14 protein-coding genes are annotated in these 20,021 nt (G+C 71.5%); 8 read left to right on the forward strand and 6 right to left on the reverse strand.

Annotation, left to right across the window (positions count from 1 at the left end; all coding sequences use genetic code 11):
• The first annotated feature begins 7 nt into the window (after positions 1-7).
• The 5 genes from J3P44_RS05755 (at position 8) to J3P44_RS05775 (ending at position 6,285) form a co-directional block, all read left to right on the forward strand.
• On the forward strand, positions 8-1,225 hold the full coding sequence (locus tag J3P44_RS05755) for an ABC transporter substrate-binding protein (RefSeq protein ID WP_255889297.1): 1,218 nt from the start codon (positions 8-10) through the stop codon (positions 1,223-1,225).
• Positions 1,222-2,151 carry a carbohydrate ABC transporter permease gene (locus J3P44_RS05760; protein WP_255889298.1) on the forward strand — a complete coding sequence of 310 codons (930 nt, stop codon included), beginning with the start codon at positions 1,222-1,224 and terminating at the stop codon, positions 2,149-2,151. The genes J3P44_RS05755 and J3P44_RS05760 overlap by 4 nt, the downstream gene beginning before the upstream one ends.
• 5 nt (positions 2,152-2,156) lie before the next feature.
• Positions 2,157-3,113 carry a carbohydrate ABC transporter permease gene (locus tag J3P44_RS05765; RefSeq protein WP_255889299.1) on the forward strand — a complete coding sequence of 319 codons (957 nt, stop codon included), beginning with the start codon at positions 2,157-2,159 and terminating at the stop codon, positions 3,111-3,113.
• Positions 3,114-3,199: 86 nt separating this feature from the next.
• Positions 3,200-5,431: a beta-xylosidase/alpha-l-arabinosidase gene (locus J3P44_RS05770; protein ID WP_255889300.1), complete on the forward strand. Its 2,232-nt coding sequence runs from the start codon at positions 3,200-3,202 to the stop codon at positions 5,429-5,431.
• Positions 5,432-5,520: 89 nt separating this feature from the next.
• Complete coding sequence (locus J3P44_RS05775; RefSeq protein WP_255889301.1) at positions 5,521-6,285, forward strand: SLOG cluster 4 domain-containing protein; 765 nt, start codon at positions 5,521-5,523, stop codon at positions 6,283-6,285.
• Between the two features lie 12 nt (positions 6,286-6,297).
• Here the strand turns inward: J3P44_RS05775 and J3P44_RS05780 are convergent, their stop codons facing one another.
• The 3 genes from J3P44_RS05780 to imuA' all read right to left on the reverse strand — a co-directional run bounded on the left by J3P44_RS05780 (position 6,298) and on the right by imuA' (position 12,224).
• Entirely contained in the window at positions 6,298-9,693 is a 3,396-nt protein-coding gene (locus J3P44_RS05780; RefSeq protein ID WP_255889302.1) for an error-prone DNA polymerase, read from the reverse strand.
• Positions 9,694-9,922: 229 nt separating this feature from the next.
• Positions 9,923-11,530, reverse strand: a complete 1,608-nt coding sequence (locus tag J3P44_RS05785) for a Y-family DNA polymerase (protein WP_255890004.1) — start codon at positions 11,528-11,530, stop codon at positions 9,923-9,925.
• 16 nt (positions 11,531-11,546) lie between these two features.
• On the reverse strand, positions 11,547-12,224 hold the full coding sequence (gene imuA', locus J3P44_RS05790) for a DnaE2-dependent mutagenesis accessory factor ImuA' (protein ID WP_255889303.1): 678 nt from the start codon (positions 12,222-12,224) through the stop codon (positions 11,547-11,549).
• Between the two features lie 291 nt (positions 12,225-12,515).
• Between imuA' and J3P44_RS05795 the strand changes: the two genes are divergently transcribed.
• The 3 genes from J3P44_RS05795 to J3P44_RS05805 are packed head-to-tail and all read left to right on the forward strand — an operon-like array spanning position 12,516 to position 16,920.
• Positions 12,516-15,431 (forward strand): FtsX-like permease family protein, encoded by a 2,916-nt coding sequence (locus J3P44_RS05795; RefSeq protein WP_255889304.1) that lies wholly within the window; start codon positions 12,516-12,518, stop codon positions 15,429-15,431.
• Positions 15,431-16,258: an ABC transporter ATP-binding protein gene (locus J3P44_RS05800; protein WP_255889305.1), complete on the forward strand. Its 828-nt coding sequence runs from the start codon at positions 15,431-15,433 to the stop codon at positions 16,256-16,258. The genes J3P44_RS05795 and J3P44_RS05800 overlap by 1 nt, the downstream gene beginning before the upstream one ends.
• Positions 16,255-16,920 carry an ABC transporter ATP-binding protein gene (locus tag J3P44_RS05805; protein ID WP_255889306.1) on the forward strand — a complete coding sequence of 222 codons (666 nt, stop codon included), beginning with the start codon at positions 16,255-16,257 and terminating at the stop codon, positions 16,918-16,920. Before J3P44_RS05800 ends, J3P44_RS05805 begins: the two co-directional genes overlap by 4 nt.
• Positions 16,921-17,244: 324 nt before the next feature.
• Here the strand turns inward: J3P44_RS05805 and J3P44_RS05810 are convergent, their stop codons facing one another.
• The 3 genes from J3P44_RS05810 to J3P44_RS05820 all read right to left on the reverse strand — a co-directional run bounded on the left by J3P44_RS05810 (position 17,245) and on the right by J3P44_RS05820 (position 19,875).
• The gene (locus J3P44_RS05810) at positions 17,245-17,427 is read right to left on the reverse strand and encodes a DUF8730 family Cys-rich protein (RefSeq protein ID WP_255889307.1); all 183 of its coding nucleotides are present in this window, start codon (positions 17,425-17,427) and stop codon (positions 17,245-17,247) included.
• An 88-nt stretch (positions 17,428-17,515) separates the two neighbouring features.
• Complete coding sequence (locus J3P44_RS05815; protein WP_255889308.1) at positions 17,516-18,340, reverse strand: sulfite exporter TauE/SafE family protein; 825 nt, start codon at positions 18,338-18,340, stop codon at positions 17,516-17,518.
• Positions 18,337-19,875, reverse strand: coding sequence for an MBL fold metallo-hydrolase (locus J3P44_RS05820; protein ID WP_255889309.1), 1,539 nt, complete (start codon positions 19,873-19,875; stop codon positions 18,337-18,339). Before J3P44_RS05820 ends, J3P44_RS05815 begins: the two co-directional genes overlap by 4 nt.
• Positions 19,876-20,021: the final 146 nt, after the last annotated feature.

A 20,021-nucleotide genomic window follows, 5' to 3' on the forward strand; every position in this document is an offset into this window, starting at 1 on the left:
AGTCATCATGAAGTTGCTGCACAAGAGCCTCGCCGCGCTGGCGGCCGCCACCCTGACCCTCACGCTGGCCGCCTGCGGCGGGGGTGGCGAGGCGGCGGACGCGAACACCGTCGAGTTCTGGTACTACCAGCCCACCCCGGAGCAGGCCCAGAAGGTCCAGGCGCTCGTCGACGAGTTCGAGGATGCCAACTCCGGCATCAGCATCAAGCTCGTCGAGATCCCCAAGGCCGACTACAACACCAAGCTGGCCTCGGCGATGGCCGGTGACCGCGGACCCGACGCCGGCTACCTCGACCAGCCGCAGATGGCCAGGTTCGCAGACGCTGACCAGATCGTCGAGGTCCCGGCCGGCACCATCGACGACGCAGACTTCTACGAAGGCGCCCTTCAGACCAACATGGTCGATGGCAAGCTGTACGGCGTCCCCCTGCAGCAGACCACGGTGGTGCTCTTCTACAACACCGACCTGGTCTCCACTCCGCCGAAGACCTGGGACGAGCTGGTCGCCGTCTCGGAAGACGTCAACAACGAGAACCCCGACGTTGCTGGTGTCGCAGTCCCGAAGGGCGACGGCTTCGGCGCCTGGATGTACCCCGGCTTCGTCGCCTCCGCCGGCGGCACCATGCTCGACGAGAAGAACAAGAAGGTGACCTTCGCCGACGTGCCCGCCGAGGAGGCGCTCGACCTGTGGCACACCCTCCTGGAGTCCTCTCCTCGAGAGATCACCAACTCCGACCTGCCCTTCCAGAAGGGCCTCGCCGCCATGATGTTCTCTGGCCCGTGGGACATCGTCGGGATTCGCGAGCAGTTCCCCCAGCTGAAGTTCGACGTCGCACTGATGCCGATGAAGGAGACCGAGGCGAGCACCATCGGCGGCGACAACGGTGTGGTGTTCTCGGGAGCTGACAACGAGGATGCCGCGTTCAAGTGGCTGCAGTTCCTCTCCGACGAGACCCACAACGCGGAATTCGCCGACATCACCGGCAACTTCCCCACCAACATCGCCGCGGCGGAGGCATCGACCCTGGCCGACGACCCCCAGATCCAGGTGGTCCTCCAGCAGCTCGAGACCGCGCATGCTCGGCCAGCGGTGGCCGACTGGATCCAGATCAACGACGAGTACATCGCCCGCGCCATCGAGGCCGCCGTCGACGGTGACACCCCCCCGGCCGATGCCCTCGACGAAGCGGCCGAGCGGGCAGCCAAGCTGCTGGGCTGGTCATGACCACCACCGCCCAGACGCCCGCGTCGGGCACCTCCCAGGGTGCCCGACGCGAGGGTGACACCCTGACCGCATACCTGTTCGTCGCTCCGGCGATGCTGCACACGCTGATCTTCATGCTGGTGCCGGCCGGGGCTGCGCTCTACTTCAGCTTCACCGAGTGGGACATGATTTCGCCGGCGCGCTGGGTGGGTCTCGCGAACTACCAGGAGGTCTTGTTCAACGGCGACGTCTATCCGGACTTCTGGAAGTCCGTCCAGGTCACCGCGTTGTACGTCGTGCTCTCGGTGCCTGCTTCCCTCCTGACCGGCTTCGTGACGGCCTACCTGATCGACACCGTCCGGCGAGGAGAGTCCTTCTACCGGTTGGCCTTCTACCTGCCCGTGGTCACCGCCGAGGCGGCCGTGGGCGCGGTGTGGCTGTGGCTCTACGACCCCCAGTTCGGCCTGGTGAATCAGGCCCTCGGCGTCATCGGACTCGAAGGCAAGGACTGGCTCGGCACGCCTTCAACGGTGGTGCCTGCCCTGGCACTGATCGCCGCGTGGCAGTCGGGCACCTGCATGCTGATCTTCCTGGCCGGGCTGAAGGGGATCCCGAGCGTCTACTACGAGGCATCCGAGGTGGACGGTGCCGGGGCTGCGCAGAGACTCTGGCGGATCACGCTGCCGCTGCTGCGGCCCACCACGTTCTTCCTGACGGTCACCGGGTTGATCTCGGCGCTGCAGGTCTTCGGCCTCGTCTACGTGCTGTTCAGCGGCAGCCCAGGGCCTGAGGGTTCCGGACTGACCTACGTCCTGCACCTCTACCTCGCAGGCTTCCGCAACGGGTCGATGGGCGCCGCCAGCGCGATGTCGTTCCTCCTCTTCGTCGCGATCCTGCTGATCACGGCGGTCCAGTTCCGTCTCATGCCCCGCGACTTCGAGGACTGATCAGCATGCAAAACACCGACACCATCGTTCTGGACGAGCTGCCCACCGCCACCAAGCCACCGACGGGGGCGCGTAGACGGCGTGCCTCACGCAGTGACGCTCCGCGCAACCGCCGCAACGGCGCGCCGGCCGCCCTGCAAGTGGTGGCCTACGTCGTGCTCACGTTGGGAGCGCTTGCCGCCCTGACGCCGTTCATCTGGATGGTCGCCACGTCGTTCAAGGAGCCGCAGGACGTCTTCACCCGCACACCCAGCCTGCTGCCGCTCGACTCGCAGACCGGCGCCTGGGCAGGAACCCTCGACAACTTCCGTGAGGTACTGGGGCTCGGCGGGTTCACCACCGCCATGATCAACAGCGTCATTGTGGTCTTCGTCCTCGTGCCCGGGAAGCTGCTGCTCGACGCCCTGGCCGCCTACGCGTTCGCACGCATCGAGTTCCCGGGCCGCGACATCCTGTTCATGGTCATCCTCGCCACGATGATGGTGCCCGGCGTCGCGTTGCTGATCCCCAAGGTGTTCATCACCCAGGAGCTCGGCATGGGCGACAGCCTCAGCGGCATCATCGTGCCCAACCTCATCGCGGCCTTCGACATCTTCTTGCTGCGCCAGTTCTTCCTGACCATTCCGAAGGAGCTCGAGGAGGCCGCGATGCTTGACGGCGCCTCGCGCATGCGCATCTTCTGGTCGGTCGCCCTGCCGCTGGCCAAGCCAGCACTCGCGGTGGTCACGATCACCAGCTTCATCTACCACTGGAACGACCTGCTCTGGCCCCTGGTGATCCTGTCCGACCAGGACAAGTACACGCTGCCCTTGGCTCTGCAGGCGCTGGTGTCCGGCCGGGTCGCGCAGCCGCACCTGGTGATGGCCGGCGCGGTCGTGGCCGTCATGCCGGTGATCGCGATCTTCCTCATCTTCCAGCGCAAGATCCTCGACGGCATCGCCATGACCGGACTGAAGGGCTGAGGACTCGCTCGGTCGTCCCTGCGAACACACGTGACCCCCAGGTGATCACCGACGCCTCTCCGCCGCGCCCGGAGCACCGACCCTGGATGGACTCGTCCCTGACTCCCGAACAGCGGGTGGAGTCCCTCGTCGCGGCGATGACCCTCGCGGAGAAGCTCGCCCAGCTCGGCGGCGTCTGGGACCGAGAAGGTGGTACCGGCGGCAACGTGGCACCCATGGAGGACGTCTTCGGCTACAGCCAGCCGTTCGAGGTCGGAGCCAGGCACGGCATCGGACATCTCACCCGGGTGTTCGGCACTCGACCGGTCACGCCCGAGGAAGGCATGGAGCGACTTGCCGAGCTGCAGCAGAACCTGAAGGACAGCACTCGCCTCGGCGTGCCCGCCCTCGCGCACGAAGAGTGCCTGACCGGGTTCACGACCCTGGGCGCCACTGTCTTCCCCACTCCGCTGGCCTGGGCGGCGACGTACGATCCCGGGCTGGTCGAGGAGATGGCGGCGGCGATCGGAACGAGCCTGCGGAGCGTCGGCGTCCACCAGGGGCTCGCCCCCGTGCTCGATGTGGTGCGTGACCACCGGTGGGGACGGGTCGAGGAGACCATGGGGGAGGACCCCTACCTCGTCGGCACGCTCGGAAGCGCGTACGTACGCGGGTTGCAGTCGGCGGGGGTGATCGCCACTCTCAAGCACTTCGCTGGCTACTCGGCCTCCCGCAGCGGTCGCAACCATGGCCCGGTGTCGATGGGCCTGAGTGAGCTTGCCGACGTCGTCCTGCCACCTTTCGAGATGGCCGTGCGCGCCGCTGGCGCCGGGTCGGTCATGAACTCCTACTCGGACGTCGACGGGGTTCCGTCCGCGGCGGACCCGTGGCTGCTCACCGACGTCCTCCGCAACGACTGGGGCTTCACGGGCACCGTGGTGTCGGACTACTGGTCGGTGAGCTTCCTGGAGACCATGCACCGCGTCGCCGCCACCCCGGGCGAAGCCGCCGCAGCGGCGCTCGCGGCCGGCATCGACGTCGAGCTGCCCGACACCCGCTGCTTCGGTGACGAGCTGGCCGGGCTCATCGCCGACGGCCGGGTGGACGAGGACCTGGTGGATCGGGCCGTACGGCGCGTCCTGCACCAGAAGCTGCAGCTCGGCCTCCTGGACGCCGACTGGTCGCCCCGGCCGCCCACCACGCGGGTCGACCTCGACCCTCCGGACCATCGCGCGCTTGCCCGCAGGATCGCCGAGGCGTCGGTGGTCCTGCTGGCCAACCCCGAGGGCGCGCTCCCCATTCGGCCGGACCTGCGCAGGATCGCCCTCCTCGGGCCGTGCGCCGACGACCCGAGGGCGTTCCTCGGCTGCTACTCCTACCCCAACCACGTCCTGCCGGACCATCCAGACCTCGGCCTCGGAGTGCCGGTCCCGTCCGTGCTGGAAGCCCTGCGCTCCGACCTTCCCGAGGCCGTGATCAGCCACGTTGGGGGGTGCTCGATCTCGACGGACGATCGGTCCGCGATCCCCAGGGCGGTGGCCGCCGCGGCCGTCGCCGATCTCGCGATCGTCGTGGTGGGCGATCAGGCAGGACTGTTCGGGCGGGGCACCTCAGGGGAGGGCTGCGACGTCGAGGACCTCCGGCTCCCGGGCGTCCAGGCGGAGCTCGTCACCGCCGTGCTGGACACCGGAACCCCCACCGTGCTGCTCGTCGTCTCTGGCCGCCCCTACGCACTCGGAGACTTCGCCGACCGTGCGGTCGCCGTCGTCCAGGCCTTCTTCCCGGGAGAGGAAGGCGGTCCGGCGCTCGCCGGCGTCCTGACCGGACGCACGGTTCCTTCCGGCAAGCTGCCCGTGCAGGTGCCTGCGCGCGCGGGCGGGCAGCCCCACACCTACCTCCACGCGCTGCTCGGCGAACCCGACCTCGGCGTCAGCTCACTTGACGGCCGGCCGCTCTACCCGTTCGGCCACGGGCTCTCGTACACGACCTTCGCCTACTCCGACCTCCGGCTGAGCCGGACCCAGGTCGATCCGGACTCGGAGACCGAGATCTCCTGCCTGGTGCGCAACACCGGGAACTGCGCCGGCACCGAGGTCGCCCAGCTGTACGTCAGCCACCCAGTGGCCCGAGTCGCCCGGCCGGTCCTCCAGCTCGCCGGCTACGCCCGGGTCACCCTCGACCCGGGCGAGGGATCACGCGTGGCCTTCCAGCTGCCGGCGCGGCGGACGGCCTACACCGACCGGCACTATCGCAGGCTCGTCGATCCGGGCGTCGTCACGGTTCTCGTCGGCCCGTCGAGCGCCGACCTCCCGTTGCGCGGCGAGCTCTGCATCCGATGACGCCAGCCCTCCAGACGGGTGACCGACGCCAGTCGGCGTGGCGGCTCGCGCCCCGCCGGTCCTATTCTGCGGGGGAGGAGGAACCCGAGATGAGTGCCAGGACGGTTCCCGTCATCGCCCTCTTCGGCAGCAGCGACCACACCGACGTCGCTGAGGCGCTGGGCGCCGAGATTGCCCGCCGCAACTGCATCCTCCTCACCGGTGGCGGCCGAAGGGTCACGGGCCGGGCCGTCACCGAGAGCGGCCTCGACGGCGCGGAGGCGGCCCGGCGTGACGACGGCGTGGTGGCTGCACGGATCGGGGTGCTGGGGCGCAGGCACACGCGGGTCCTGGTCGACGTCGAGGACGAGGAGACCAAGATCGTCCTCGGTCTGGCCGTCGGCGACCGCCGCAACTACGTCAACGCCCGCCTCTGCGATGTCGCGATCGCGCTGGACGGAGGTGACGGCACCAAGTCCGAGGTGGCCTTCTGCCTCGCCCTCGGCCGGCCGGTCGTGCTGGTCGGTCCGCGGTGGCGCGACGAGTTCCCCGTCACCCGGTCGAAGACGGAGTACGACCTCTTCGTGCGAGCAGCACAGCGTCGGGTCCCGGTCGGGGCAGCAGATGAGCTGGACCGACTGATCACCGACGCCTACGACCAGCTCGGCCCGGACGCTTCGTCGGACGTCGTCCATCGCTCCCTCGACACCCCTCCCAGCGAGCTCGTGACGGAGGCGGAGGAGGCGGCCGGGCGGGTCGGTCCGGTGGGCGCCTTTCCCGAGCTGCGCGATCCGGCACGAGCGCTCGTCGCCGAGACGTACGCCACCTGGCTGACAACCGTGGACGAGCGGCTCAGCGCCGCCAGGACCGCATAGCCCCGCGTCACCTCACCGGAAGTCGCGCGACGACGCCCGCGCCTGCAGCACCGCGCCGGCGCCCGGCACGACGACGTCGATGCCCTCCACCCGGTCGGCGATGAGGTTGGTGACGCCCTCATTGCGCTCGAGGCGCCCTCGGATGACCACGGCGACGCGGTTGCGGGCGGCCTGCCGATGTGCCCGCATCACCCCGACGGAGCACACGACGTTGAGCATGCCCGTCTCGTCCTCGAGGTTGAGGAAGGTGACGCCCATCGCGGTCCCGGGCCGCTGCCGGTGGGTGACGAGCCCGCCGACGTGGACGCGGCGGCCGGGCTCGGTGGTGGAGAGCTCGGCGACCGAGCGGACGCCGGCGCGGCGCAGCTCGTCGCGCAGGTGCTCGATCGGGTGTCGCTCGGGCGAGATGCCCGTGGCCCAGAGGTCGGCCAGGGTGATCTCCGGCTCGCTCATCCCGGGCAGGGGGGGCGCGGCGGGGGCAGGCGTGGTGCCGGGCAGGTGCTCGGCTCCCTCGGCGAAGCCGGCCGCCCAGAGGGCCTCGCGGCGGTCCATCCCCCACGCGTCGAAGGCGCCGGCGGTGGCGAGCGCCTCGAGCTGCGTGGCGTTCAGGTCGGCGCGCCGGGACAGGTCGGTGACGTCGCTGAAGGGCTGCTCGTCGCGGGCGGCGACGATCCGGCGCGCCACTTCCTGGCCGATGCCCCGCACCGAGTCGAGCCCGAGCCGGACGGCGAGCATCCCGTCGCGCCGGTGGGCCGGGACCGGGTCGCGGGTGCCCGGCACCCACTCGGTGCGGGCGAATCGGGGCTGGCAGCACGCGTCGAGTCCCGTCGGCGCGACCGGGCCGGTGACGACTGGCTCGAGGTCGGCCTGCGCCCCGGACCGCGCGACATCGGGACGGCGTACGTCGACACCGTGGCGCCGGGCGTCCCCGACCAACGACTGCGGTGAGTAGAACCCCATCGGCTGGTTGCGCAGCAGGCCGGCCAGGAACGCCGCCGGGTAGTGCAGCTTGAACCAGGAGGAGGCGTAGACCAGCAGCGCGAAGGACAAGGCGTGCGACTCGGCGAAGCCGAAGTTGGCGAAGGAGAGGATCTTGACGTAGATCGAGTCGGCCAGGTCGCCGGTGATGCCGCGTCGCCGCATGCCGGCGTAGAGGGTCTGCTTGACCGACTCGATGCGCTCGACCCCACGCTTGGACCCCATGGCTCGGCGCAGCAGGTCGGCGTCGTCGTGGCTGCAGTCGCCGAGGGTCACGGCCATCGCCATCAGCTGCTCCTGGAACAGGGGCACGCCCTTGGTGCGCTCGAGCACGGGCACCAGCTCGGGGTGGTCGTAGGTGACGGGCTCCTGCCCGGTGGCCCGGCGCACGTAGGGGTGCACGGCGCCGCCCTGGATGGGACCGGGGCGGATCAGGGCGATCTCGATGGCGAGGTCGTAGAACTCGCGCGGTCGCAACCGGGGCAGGGTGCCGATCTGGGCCCGGCTCTCCACCTGGAACACCCCGATCGAGTCGGCCCGGCACAGCATGTCGTAGACCGCGGGCTCCTCCTTGGGCATCGTCGCGAGGTCCCACCGCTCTCCCAGGTGGTCGGCGACCAGCCGCATCATGTGGTCGAGCGCGCCGAGCATTCCCAGGCCCAGCAGGTCGAACTTGACCAGGCCCATCGTCTCGCAGGCGTCCTTGTCCCACTGCAGGACCGTGCGCCGGTCCATCCGGGCCCGCTCGATGGGGCAGACCTCGCCGATCGGCCGCTCGGTGAGGACCATCCCGCCCGAGTGGATGCCGAGGTGGCGGGGCGCCCCCATCAGCTCCTCGGCGAGCGCCACCACCGACGCGGGTACGTCGTGGGCGGCGGGGTCGCCGGCATCACCGGCCACCACGGACGACCAGCCGTCGATCTGCTTGGACCAGGCGTCCTGCTGCCCGGGGGAGAAGCCGAGCGCCTTGGCGGCGTCGCGCACCGCCATCCGGGGGCGGTAGGTGATGACGTTGGCCACCTGGGCGGCGTTGCGGCGCCCGTAGGTGTCGTAGACCCACTGGATGACCTCTTCGCGCCGGTCGGAGTCGAAGTCGACGTCGATGTCGGGCTCCTCGTCGCGGTGGGCGGAGATGAACCGCTCGAACGGCAGCCGGTAGAAGACGGCGTCGACAGCAGTGATGCCCAGGGCGTAACAGACCGCGGAGCTCGCCGCGGATCCGCGGCCCTGGCAGAGGATGCCCTGCCCGCGCGCGAAGGCGACGATGTCGTGGACGATGACGAAGTAGCCGGCGAAGTCCTTCTCGGCGATGACCCGCAGCTCGTGCTCGAGGCGCTCGCGGGCATCGCGCTCGTGGGGGACGCCCGCATAGCGCTCGGCGAAGCCACGCTCCGCGAGCACCCGCAGCCACGAGTCGGCGGTGTGTCCTTCGGGGATCTGCCGCTTGGGCAGTGCGGGCGACGCCTTGCGCAGGTCGAACGCCAGCTCGTCGGCGAGCGTGACGCTGCGGGCGACCGCGCCGGGGTGTGCGGCCAGTGCGGCGGCCGTCTCGGCGCCGCTGCGCAGGTGGGCCGAGCCCGACAGGTCGAGCCAGCCGTCCATCTCGGCCAGGCTGCGCCTCGCGCGCACGGCCGCCATCGCTGAGGCCAGCCGGTGGCGCTGCGGCGTGGCGTGGTGGACGTTGCCCGCCGCGACGAGGTCGACCCCGTGGACGGCGGCCAACCGGGCGAGCGACGCGTTGGTCGTGTCGGCACCGGGGCGCGGCGAGAGCTCGACGAGGACGTGCTCGAGGCCGAACAGCGACGTCAGTCGGTCGAGCGCCTCGGCCGCCGCGGACTCGCCCCCTCGCGCCAGCGCCTGCTGGACGGCGCTCTTGCGGCACCCCGTCAGCACCACCCAGTGGCCGCGCCCTCGCTCGCCCAGCTCGTCGAGGTCGTAGAGCGGGCGCCCCTTCTCGTCGCCGCGCAGATGGGCGTCGGTCATCGCCGCGGCGAGCCGGTGGTAGCCGCCGACCCCTCGCGCCAGCACCAACAGGTGGCTGCCTTCGGGGTCCGGCACACCGTTCTGCGGTCCGGGGAGACCCAGGGACAGCTCGGCGCCGAAGACGGTGGGCAGGTCGTACGCCGCCGCCACCTCGGCCAGCATCGGAGCGCCGTAGAAGCCGTCGTGGTCGGTGATCGCGAGCGCGTGGAGGCCAAGGCGTACGGCCTCCTCGACGAGCTCGGCAGGCGAGCTGGCGCCGTCGAGGAAGCTGAAGTGGCTGTGGCAGTGCAGCTCGGCGTAGGGCGTGACCGCGGCGGGGCGCTCGATCGACCGCGGCGACGTGGGGGCGCGCTTGCGCCGCGACACCGGTGCGTCGTCGGCGCCCGGCAGGCCGCTCAGCCGGCGCTCGAGCTCCTTCCACGGCATGGCGGGGTTGTTCCATCCCATTTACTGTGCGCCTCCGCTCGTTCCTCGCTTTGGCGCGTGCTCGGTGCCCTCGAAGCGATCGTCTTCCTCCCTGCGCGCGGACGCTTCGCTCGTTCCTCGCTCCACGACCGTGCTCGTCCGTCCAGACGATCGCGGGCACCGAGCGACACCCGCAGGTCGGTGGCGAGGTCTCCCGGTGCCCTCGAAGCACCGAGCGCCACCTGCAGGTCGGTGGGGAGGTCTCTCGATCTCAGTCATAGCCGGCCTCCAGGGACCAGCCCTCCGGGGCGCGCACCAGGAGCCAGGCGCGTCCGTCGGCGCCGACGACCTGGAAGCGGGCGGTCGGCCCCGCCCCACCCGACCACCAGCCCTCGTCGGTGGGCCACGGCCCGGCCCACGCGGTCACCGGCTGCCAGGGGAGGCCCGGCCCGTCGGCGGCGCCCCCGACCCGCCCTGCGATCTCTCCAGTGACCCGGAAGCGCCGCGGCTCTCCGCTCACGACGCCACGGTCGGTGACGCGCACCTCCCGGCCCGCGTCGTCCACGACCTCGGCGGCCGGGGGACTCGCGAACACCCGGACCGGTGCCGGCCCCGGCACGCTGCCCGGCCACGGCCTGTCGGCCGGGCGCAGGTCGACCGCTCGCTCACCCCACGGCACCAACGCCTGGCGGGCCGATGGGCTGCGACCACCCTGCAGCACCGGCCGCCGCACGGCGTCGAAACCGACCATGCCCTGCACCCGGGCCACGCCCCGCTCGACGAGGTCGTCGGACGCGGCGCCCCACAGCGCCTCGCCGTGGGCGGCTGCGGGCTCGACCGTCTCGGGCACGAACCTGATCCGGTCGATCGGGGCGCGTACAGAGCCGGACTGCTTGCGGGCCCGCAGCGAGCCACCGACCCCGCTCGTGGAACCGGCCGACTGCAGCTGCCAGTGCACCCGGTCGACCAGGTCGCGGGCGCCGAAGTGTCGCGGGTGCAGCCAGGCGCGCGACGAGCAGACGACGCCGTCGGACTCGGCCTCGACCCGCACCGCGGTGGCGACGAGCTGGTGGTGGGCCAGCCGGGAGACAAACCGCTCGGCAGTCGTGCGCACACTGAAGGTGATGGCCTCGACGGAGTCGAGGGGTGGCTCGAAGGCAACCTCCGCGTCGAGCTCGGGGGGCGGCGTGCGTGCCGCGAAGAGCGCGCGATCCTCGCCCCGGGTCCGTCGCCGGACCGCGGCGCCGTAGGTGCCAAGGCGGTGCTCGACGGCCTCACCCGGCAGGTCGGCCAGGTCGCCCAGCGTGCGGAGGCCGAGCCGCTGCAGCAGGCTGACCAGCTCCCGACCCCGCGGCCCGTCGTCCTGCAGCACCTGCACGGGCAGGCCGCGCAGGAACGACGCGGATCCGCCCGCGGGGACGACCACCCAGGACTGCACGTCGGCGGTGCGAGCGGCCTGCTCGGCGGTGAAGAGGTCGTCGGCGATGCCGACCCGGACGTCCCAGACGCCGCCGTCGACCAGGGCCTGGCAGGCCGTCGCGGCGGCCTCGGTCTCCGTGCCGTACCAGCTGCCGGGCGCGCGTACGGCGAGCAGGCCGGGGCGCAGGGCTGCCACCCCGGGGCGAAGGTCCTCGACGATGGCAAGGACCGGATCGAAGGCACGGGCGTCGCGGTCGGGGTTGGCGGGAAGCAGCACGAGCTCGGGGCACCGGGCCTGGGCGTCGCGGCGGCGCTGCCCCCGACGCACGCCCTCGGACCGGGCGGGGCCGTTGCACACCTCGACGACGTTGGCGGCCAGGACCGCGGCGGGGGAACGCGGCGATCTCTCCGCCTCGTCGAGCGCGGCGACGACTGACCAGTCGGGGCACCACACCACCATGACTCTCACGGGACCCTCACCCCGACGCCCGCCGGATCTCGCGCACCGGCCGGTCGACAGGTGGCTCGACCAGGTGGACTCCGGGCCAGGTCAGGTCAGCACGCTGCGGCGGGCGGGCTCCTCGGTGCACGACGACACGCGCCCGGCGCTCCCGCAGCTGCCCGGTGCCCGACGTCAGGCCGCTCCAGGCGGACTCCTCGACGCTCACCCTCGCGTCGACCCGAGGCCAGGGGCCATGGACCACCAGCACGGAGGAGCGCGTCCGCAGTCGCGAGTCGAGGATCCCCGCCGTCCGCTCGTCGACGGAGGCAGGCGCGCGCAGGACCACCACCCGCAGCACGTCGACCAACGCCGCCGTCACCTCCAGCCAGTGCTCGCCGGGGTCGGGCACCAGCACCGTGCGCGACAGCTCGATCCCCAGCTCCGCAGCGGCCTCCACCCCGAAGTCGGCGCATCCCGCGAAGCCGACCCACTCCCCGGCGCGGGAGGCTCCCGCGGCGAGGGCGAGCGCCAGTGAGGCGGAGTCGACGGCGTACGTCGCGCCGGCGCGAAGGGGCACCAGGTCGGCCATCCCGGAGAGGGTCGGGACGGGCTGGCCGGCGGGCCGGTGCTCCATGGCGGCCATCCGCTCGCGCAGCTGCTCGACGACGGAGCGCCCCGGGTGGAGCGCGGCGACGGAGCGGCTGGACGACATCTCCCCATGATCGAACAGGCGTTCGAACGAGTCAAGCGAAGCCGGCCGACTGCGGCGAGGACGGCTCCGATGGTCGCACGCCTCTGGCGGGTCGCGCATGGCGCGACCCGCGTCGGAGCGACAGGATGTCAGCATGAGGCGAAGGGGGTCCCCCGCGCTGCGCGGTGGTCGCCTGTTCGCCACGCATGGGGTGCGGCGTGGGGTCATCGGCGGGGACAGGCCCTTGCGCTGGTCGCGATCTCGGCACTGGTCACCGCGTGCACGGCATTCGCGCCGGTCTACGACCGGGTCATGCAGCAGGCGCTCGTCGACACGTTGCTGGCGCAGGCGACCCCCGCCGAGAGGACCGTGACGGTCCTCTCCGAGAGCAAGGTCTTCGCCGGCAGCGCGTTGGAGGCGCGGGACCCCCGGGCGCTGGAGGCGTTGTTCCCCGACGCCGTCGACGTGCGCCTGGCTCCGGCTGTGCTGGGGCGGACCGCCACTGTCACCCCGGCGCGTGGCGACGTCCCGCCGGCTGGTCTGCTCGTCTGGCGAGAAGACGCCTGCGAGCACGTTCGCGTGCTGAGCGGCAGGTGTCCGGCCGGCGCGGGGGAGATCCTCGTCAGCGAAGCCGATGTCGAGAACTTCGGTCTCGACATCGGCTCGACCCGGACGGTCAACCCTGGCATCGAGGGGGAGCCCGGTGTGCGACTCGAGGTGGTGGGCACCTACGCGCCGCGTGACGAAGAGTGGTGGCAGGGCACCAGGTTGGTCGGCATCTCGAACGTCTTCCCCGGCCTTGAACCCTCGGCCAACCACGACGCGTGGCTGACGACCGAGGAGACCTTCGCCGACGCCCCGATCCTGACGAGAGAGACCTCGCAGGCGGGTGCACCCCTCCTCGCCGCCACGGCCGGCGTCGAGGAGGTGATCGCGCTGGGGGACGAGCAGCGCACGATGGCGCGCGACCTGCGGACCATGGCCGAGGACCTCCAGGTCGACTCGGGACTCGACGAGCTGGCTGACGACGTGCGGTCGCAGGTCCGCCAGGCCCACCGGACGGTGCCCTTGCTCGTGGCGCCGATGGCAGTGCTCGCGATCTACGTCCTCTGGCTCGTGCTCTCGGCGGCGACCGCGCAGCGGCGCGGGGAGGTGGCCGTCGCGCGCCTCCGAGGTCGCGGGCCGGCCGGCGCGGCCGCCCTCCTGCTGCTCGAGCTGCTCCCCGCCCTCGTCGTGGGGGTGGTGCCCGGTGCCGCCGTCGCGCTGGCGGGAGGGGCAGTCGCCGCGGCCGTGCTGCCCGGAGACACACCGTTCGAGGTGGCTCCAGGATTCGCGACCACCGTGCTCATCGCCGTGTTGGCTCTCGTGCTGACGGCGCTCGCGGCAGCCGTGCGCACGGCGCGCGAGCCGGTGCACGAGGTGATCAGGAGCGGGCCGGTTCCGTCGCGCCGGTGGGCGCTCGGTGCACCCGATGCCTTCGTGGTGGCCTGTGCGGCGACCGGCGTCCTGGCATTCGTCAGCGGAAGTCTGCAAGGACCCCTCGCATTGGCCGGACCGGCGCTCCTGGCTCTGCTGGCCGGCCTGCTGCTGGCCCACGTGACCGTTCCGGTGGCGAGCGCCACGGGACGCCGGCTGCTGCGAAGGGGTCGGCTGGTCAGCGGGGTGAGCCTGCTCGAGACGGGACGCCGGAGGGAGACTCGCGCGGTGGTCGCCGTGATCACCGTGGCGAGCGCGCTGGCGGTGTTCTCGATCGACGCGCTCGTCATCGGCGAGCGCAACCGCGTCAACGCGAGCGAGCACGACGCCGGAGCACCGGTGGTGCTCGGAGTGGCGGGGCGCGACCTGGACACGGTTCGCGCAGCACTGGGCGTCGCGGACCCGACCGGTCGCCGAGCGACGCCGGTCCTCCTCGCCCGCGACACCCTTGCCGTCGAGCCCGCCGAGTTCAGCAGGATCGCGTTCTTCCCCCGCGGAGCACCGACGCCAGCCCAGTGGCGGGCCATCGCACCCCCTGACCGCGAGCCCGTGGTGCTGCGGGGTGCCCGTTTCTCGCTCGACGTGACGTCGGGTGACGAGCTGACCGCGGCGGACGTCTTCGGCAGCGACGTGGAGGTGAACCTGGCACTGGTGGTCACGCCGAGCACCGGGGCCAGACGCACGATCGCCCTTGGTCCGCTGCCTCCGCCCGGAGCGAGTCGGACCTTGGTCGGCACGAGTGCCGAGTGCGCCGGCGGCTGCCGGTTGGCCGCCGTGCAGCTCACGACCGCCCAAGGGGTCGTGATCGGGGGCGACCTCGAGCTCACCGACCTGCGGGCGGACGGGAAGCCGGTCGAGTGGGGGACCTCGGCCGAGGACTGGAACCCCACCGAGGAGGAGAGCACCCTGATCCTTCCGCTCGACAGCGGGACGAGCGGGGTGCTGCACCTCCAGCTCGCGGTGAGCGGCCTCTATCCCGTCGAGCTGAGGCCGTCCTGGGTGCCCCGAACGGTTCCGGCGCTGCTGCCCACCAAGCCAGAGGACCCGCTCGGCCTGGTGGTGACGGGCGTCGACGGCACTGACCGCCCGGCCGAGGCTGTCGGCCGGGTCGTCCTCCTGCCGGCCATGCCCCGTCGGGCTGCCTTGGTCGACCTCGACGCGGTGACGCGAGGCCAGGACATCACCTTCGACACCCGCACCGAGGTGTGGCTCGTCGACGACCCCGAGCTCGTCGAGGCCGTGGTCGCGGCACTGGGTGAGCGCGGCCTCGCCGTCACCGACGTACGCCGCTACGCCACGATCCGGCAGAGCTACGAGGACACTGTCGCCAGCTGGAGCCTCGCGCTCGGGGCAGCGGTCGCACCGGCCGTGATGCTCCTGGCGCTGCTCGTCCTCCTGGTGCTCGCCATCATCGGATGGCGTTCGCGTGCCCGGAACCTCGCCATCTTGCGACTCAACGGAGCAGGACCGCGTACGACCCGACGGCTGGCGGTCTGGGCCCAGCCTCCGGCCGTCCTGGTCGGCATCGTCGGAGGTGTCGCCGCCGGGCTGGCGGGCGCACTGCTGGCGATGCCGGACGTCTCGTTCCTGCCCTCGCCGCCGGACACCCCCGTCATCGACGTGGCGACCTCGTGGCCCGCAGTGATCTGGGTCGCCGCGGTGTGTCTGGTGGTCCTGCCGTCCGTTGCCGCGCTGGCCGGCCTCGCCGTGGCCCGCCGCGCCGACCTGGAACGTGCGAGGGAGAGCAGCTGATGCACGGACTCGCGATCCGGACCCGCGGCCTGGTGCACATCTACCACGTCGAGGGACACGACGTGGCGGCGCTCTCGGGCGTCGACCTGGACGTCGCTGCGGGAGAGGTGGTCGGCCTGCTGGGGCCGTCCGGATCGGGCAAGTCGACGCTCATGAGCCTGGTGGCGGGGATCCTCCGGCCCAGCGCCGGCAAGGTCTTCGTCGGCGAGACCGAGCTCTCCGCCGCCCAGCCGCGCGCCCTCGACAGCCTGCGGGCGACCGAGGTCGGCCTGATGCTGCAGGGCGCAGACCGCAACCTGATACCCCATGCCACGCCGGACGGCAACGTACGCTTCGCCCAGCACAAGGCGCGTCGCGCGGGCCGGTCACTCGCGGATCCGACGCAGATCCTCGACGACCTGGGGCTCGCAGAGCACGCCGACCGGCCGCTGGCCGAGCTCACCCCCGGCGAGCTGCAGCTGGCCGCGGTCGCCGTGGCGGTGTCCACCCGTCCGGGCCTGCTCCTGTGCGACGAGCCCACGAGCCAGCTCGACCACGCTGCCCGCGACCAGGTGCTGGCGGCGCTCGCCCACGTCAACCGCACCTACGGCACCACCGTCGTCCTGGTCACCCACGACCCGGACGTCGCGCGCGTGCTGCCTCGTACGGTCACCATCCGGGACGGTCGGATCGGTGGTGAGGGGCGCAGCGGCGAGGAGTACGCGGTGGTGACCGCGGACGGGTTCCTGCCACTGCTCGGCCACGTCCGGGACCGGCTGCCACCGGGAACGCTGGTGCGCGTCCACGAGGTCGGCGACCACTTCGAGCTGCGGGCGGAGGAGGGATGAGCACGCTGGAAGCCGTGGGGCTGGGCGTCGCCTACGACCAGGTGGTGGCCGTGCACCCGCTGGACCTGGAGGTGCCGGAGGGGCGGATGGTCTCGGTGACCGGCCCCACGGGTGCCGGCAAGTCGTCACTTCTGTGGGCGCTGGCCCGCGCGCTGCGCCCCGCGGTCGCGTCGGTGACGGGCACGGTGCGCGTCGACGACTCCCCGGTGGATGACCGGGACAGCGCTGCTCGGGCCGGCGTCGTGCTGGTGCCGCAGGGCAACGGTCTGCCCGCCGGTCTGTCCGCAGAGGAGAGCATCCTCGTCCCGATGCTCGCGCTCGGGGTCCCCGCCCGTGAAGCCTCGCAGCGCGTCGACGAGCAGCTCGCCCGCGTCGGCCTGGACGAGTTCGGTCGTCACCTGGTGGACCAGCTCTCGGGCGGACAGCAGCAGCGGGTGGCGCTGGCCAGGGCGTTGGCCCTGCGCCCCGCCGTGCTGCTCGCCGACGAGTCGACCAGTGACCTGGACGCGGGCAACAGGGAGCGCATGATGGGGTTGCTGAGGGAGGAGGCCGCAGGCGGGGCCGCGATCGTCTTCGCCACCCACGACCCCGATGCTGCGGCCGTGACCGACGCGATCCTCGCCCTGGACCAAGGTGTCGCCACGTGGATCCGCACCGTCTGAGTGCGCGCATGTCCCCTCTCCATCGGTGCCAGCTCCGGGACCGGGAACTGGCGATTGATCAGGGAATGCAGGTGCGGTTAAATCGGTGGCGAGGCGACGAGGACCTCGCTGTTGCGCAGGACAGGCACGAGATGCCGCTGCAGACCCTGGCCGTGTCATACGGCCGAGGACCTCGCCGCCTCCCTCGCTGTCCTGGCGACGACGATCAGAGCTGCGGTTCAGAACGCCTTCATCGCCTCGATGCCGATCTCGGAACGAACAGACGGGAGCACACTCATCGGATTCACCGGCGGGCACCTCCTACTTGGGGTCACCGGGGTCCTGTCAGCGGCCGAAGAGCCGCGACAGGAAGCCACCGCCCGAGCTGGCAGCCGCCTTCTGGGCCGGCGTGTGCTGGCCGTTGCACCAGTCCTTTGCGGGCACACCCGCCCTGACCTGGCTGACGTGCTGGCCGCAGCCGGCCCAGGTGGTCTTGCCGCAGGTCTTGCATCGGGTTGCTCGGCACATGAGGTGCTCCATTCTGAGTGTGGTGTGTCGGGTGGAGGGGCGACGCGGCGGGGGTGACGGGTCGATGGGGGCAGTCAGCGAGGGCTGGTCAGACGAGGGCTGGGATGGCGCGCGCGGCGGTGTAGGTCGCGACAGCCACCACCACGCCGGTGAACGCGACGGAGAGGCGCCGGGTGTCGGTGCGTACCGCGAGCCGGGCACCCGCGATGGATCCGGCGACAGCGGTGAGGGTGAGGGCGGCGACGAGCCACCAGTCGGCGCTCAGCCCGGTGCCCGCGCGAGTGAGCAGAGCCGCGGTGCTCGTGACGGTGATGACGACCAGCGACGTTCCGCCCGCGTATCCCATCGGCAGCGCGAGAGCGAGAACGAGTGCGGGCACCACGAGGAATCCGCCGCCGACGCCAAGGAAGCCCGTGAGGAGGCCGACGGCGGTCGCAGTGACGAGAATCTTGAGTGCGCGCGGGCACTGGCACATGAACGCGGGGCTGAACGTGATGATCGGGTCGTCGAGCTGGGGTCGGACCGCATGGACGCCCGCTGGTGCGCCTCCGCGGCTGCGCCACTGTCGGGCTGCCATCAGGCCGGCGACCACGAGCATCAGCACCGCGAACGCGGCCATCAGCATCGGTTCGGGAACGGCCGCCGATGCGCGGGCGCCAGCCACGGCGCCACCGGTTGCCACGGCGCCGAAGGTGAGGCCCCGCGCGAGCAGGACGTTCCCGGACCGGTACGCGGTGACGGCACCGGCGAGCGAGGTGACGCCGACGATGACCAGCGACCCAGTCGTGGCTTGGGTGGGTGTCTGACCGAGTCCGAGCAGCACGGGGATGGCCAGGATGGAGCCGCCGCCGCCGAGCGCGCCCAGGCTGAGGCCGATGAGCGCGCCTGCGACGAGGGCGAGGGCGAGAGTCACGCCTCAGGTCCCACGAGGTGCAGCCCGACCTTCTCCGCGTTCTCGAAGGAGTCGTCGATGGCGACCAGGGTCCGGCCGGCCGCGTCGAGCATGGACGCGGCGACCGAGGCCCGGTAGCCGCTCGCGCAGTGCACCCACACCTCGCCCGCGGGCACCTCAGTGAGTCGGTGCCACAGCTCATGGATCGGGATGTTGACCGCGCCCTCTATGCGAGAGGAGTCGTGCTCGTCCGCCCGTCGCACGTCCACGACGACCACCTCGCGGTGGTGGCGCACGTGGGCGAGGTCGGCGAACGTGCCGGTCGGGAAGGAGCTCAGCGCGCGGTCGCTCCAGTCCTCCGGGCCGCCGGTCGCGTGCGCAGCGGGGCGGTCGATGCCGATGCGGACCAGCTCGCGCTGGGCCTCGGCCACGTCCTCTGCCGTTTCGCCGAGGAGCGTGACGGGCGTGCCCCAGGTGATGAGCCAGCCCAGGTAGGTTGCGAAGCCTCCGTCGAGCCCGAAGTTGAGCGTGCCAGGGACGTGGCCTGCCGCGAAGGCGGTGCGGTTGCGAAGGTCCACGACCCACTCACCAGCCTCGATGCGCCGGCGTAGCTCGGAGGCGTCTGCGATCGACGGCAGGGAGAGATCGGGCTCGGAGGGGCCTTCGGCATTGGCCGGGGCCATGTGGATGTAGTACGCCGGCCACGGGCCCAGGCCGGCCAGCAGCTCCTCGACATAGGTTTGCTCGTCCTGCGTAAGGACCGGGTTGGACTGCTTCTCCTGCCCGATAGTGGACGACGTGACGTCGGACTGGGTGGCCGAGCAGAAGGACCCGAAGCCGTGCGTCGGGTAGACCTTCGCCTCGTCGGGCAGCAGCTCGGCCAGTTGGTGGGCCGACGCGTGCTGATGACGAACCAGGTCGTGGGTGTGCTCGTGCCCCAGAAGGTCGGGACGGCCGGTGGCGCCGTACAGCAGGGAGCCGCCGGAGAAGACAGCAACCTGGTCGTCCCCGTCGGTCAGTGCGTAGGAGAGGTGGGTGAACGTGTGGCCGGGGGTTGCCAGCGCGGTGAGGCGCATCCGTCCACCCACCTCGACGGCCTGCCCATCCGTGACGGGGGTACGGATGAAGGACACGTCGTCCTCGCCATTGACGAGGTAATGGGCACCGGTGCACTGCGAGAGCGCGAGGCCGCCGGTGATGTAGTCGTTGTGAATGTGGGTCTCGAAGACGTGCGTGAGCCGCACGCCGTGCTCGTAGAGAAGGGCAAGAACGCGGTCGATGTCGCGCTGCGGGTCGATCACGAAGGCGACCTCGCCGTCGTGCACGAGGTAGGTGCGGTCGCCGAGCGTGGGAGTCTCGATGGGGATGATCGACAGATCGGTGTATTGGCCCATGTTCGTCTCCTTGCGGAATAGGTCTCTGTGGCTACGGCTGCTGGGCTGGTCGGCGGCTGTCGGGGCCACGGTCTCGAGCAACCGCCCGGAGCGGGACCAGGCGGCCGTGCCACCGGTCACCGAGTACGCGTCGTACCCGCTAGCGACGAGCAGGTCCGTCATCGCGCAAAGTCGATCTCGGAGGTGCGGCTGCTCATCAGTTCTGGAGTCCTTCCGTCAGCCCGAATGAATACCCGGTGGGGTATCGTCGACATCCCTCACCGTACACACCCCCGGGGGTATTCCCAACCAGGGCTCAACCCGCGGCA

Source organism: Nocardioides astragali (assembly GCF_024436375.1).
Lineage (GTDB): Bacteria > Actinomycetota > Actinomycetes > Propionibacteriales > Nocardioidaceae > Nocardioides > Nocardioides astragali.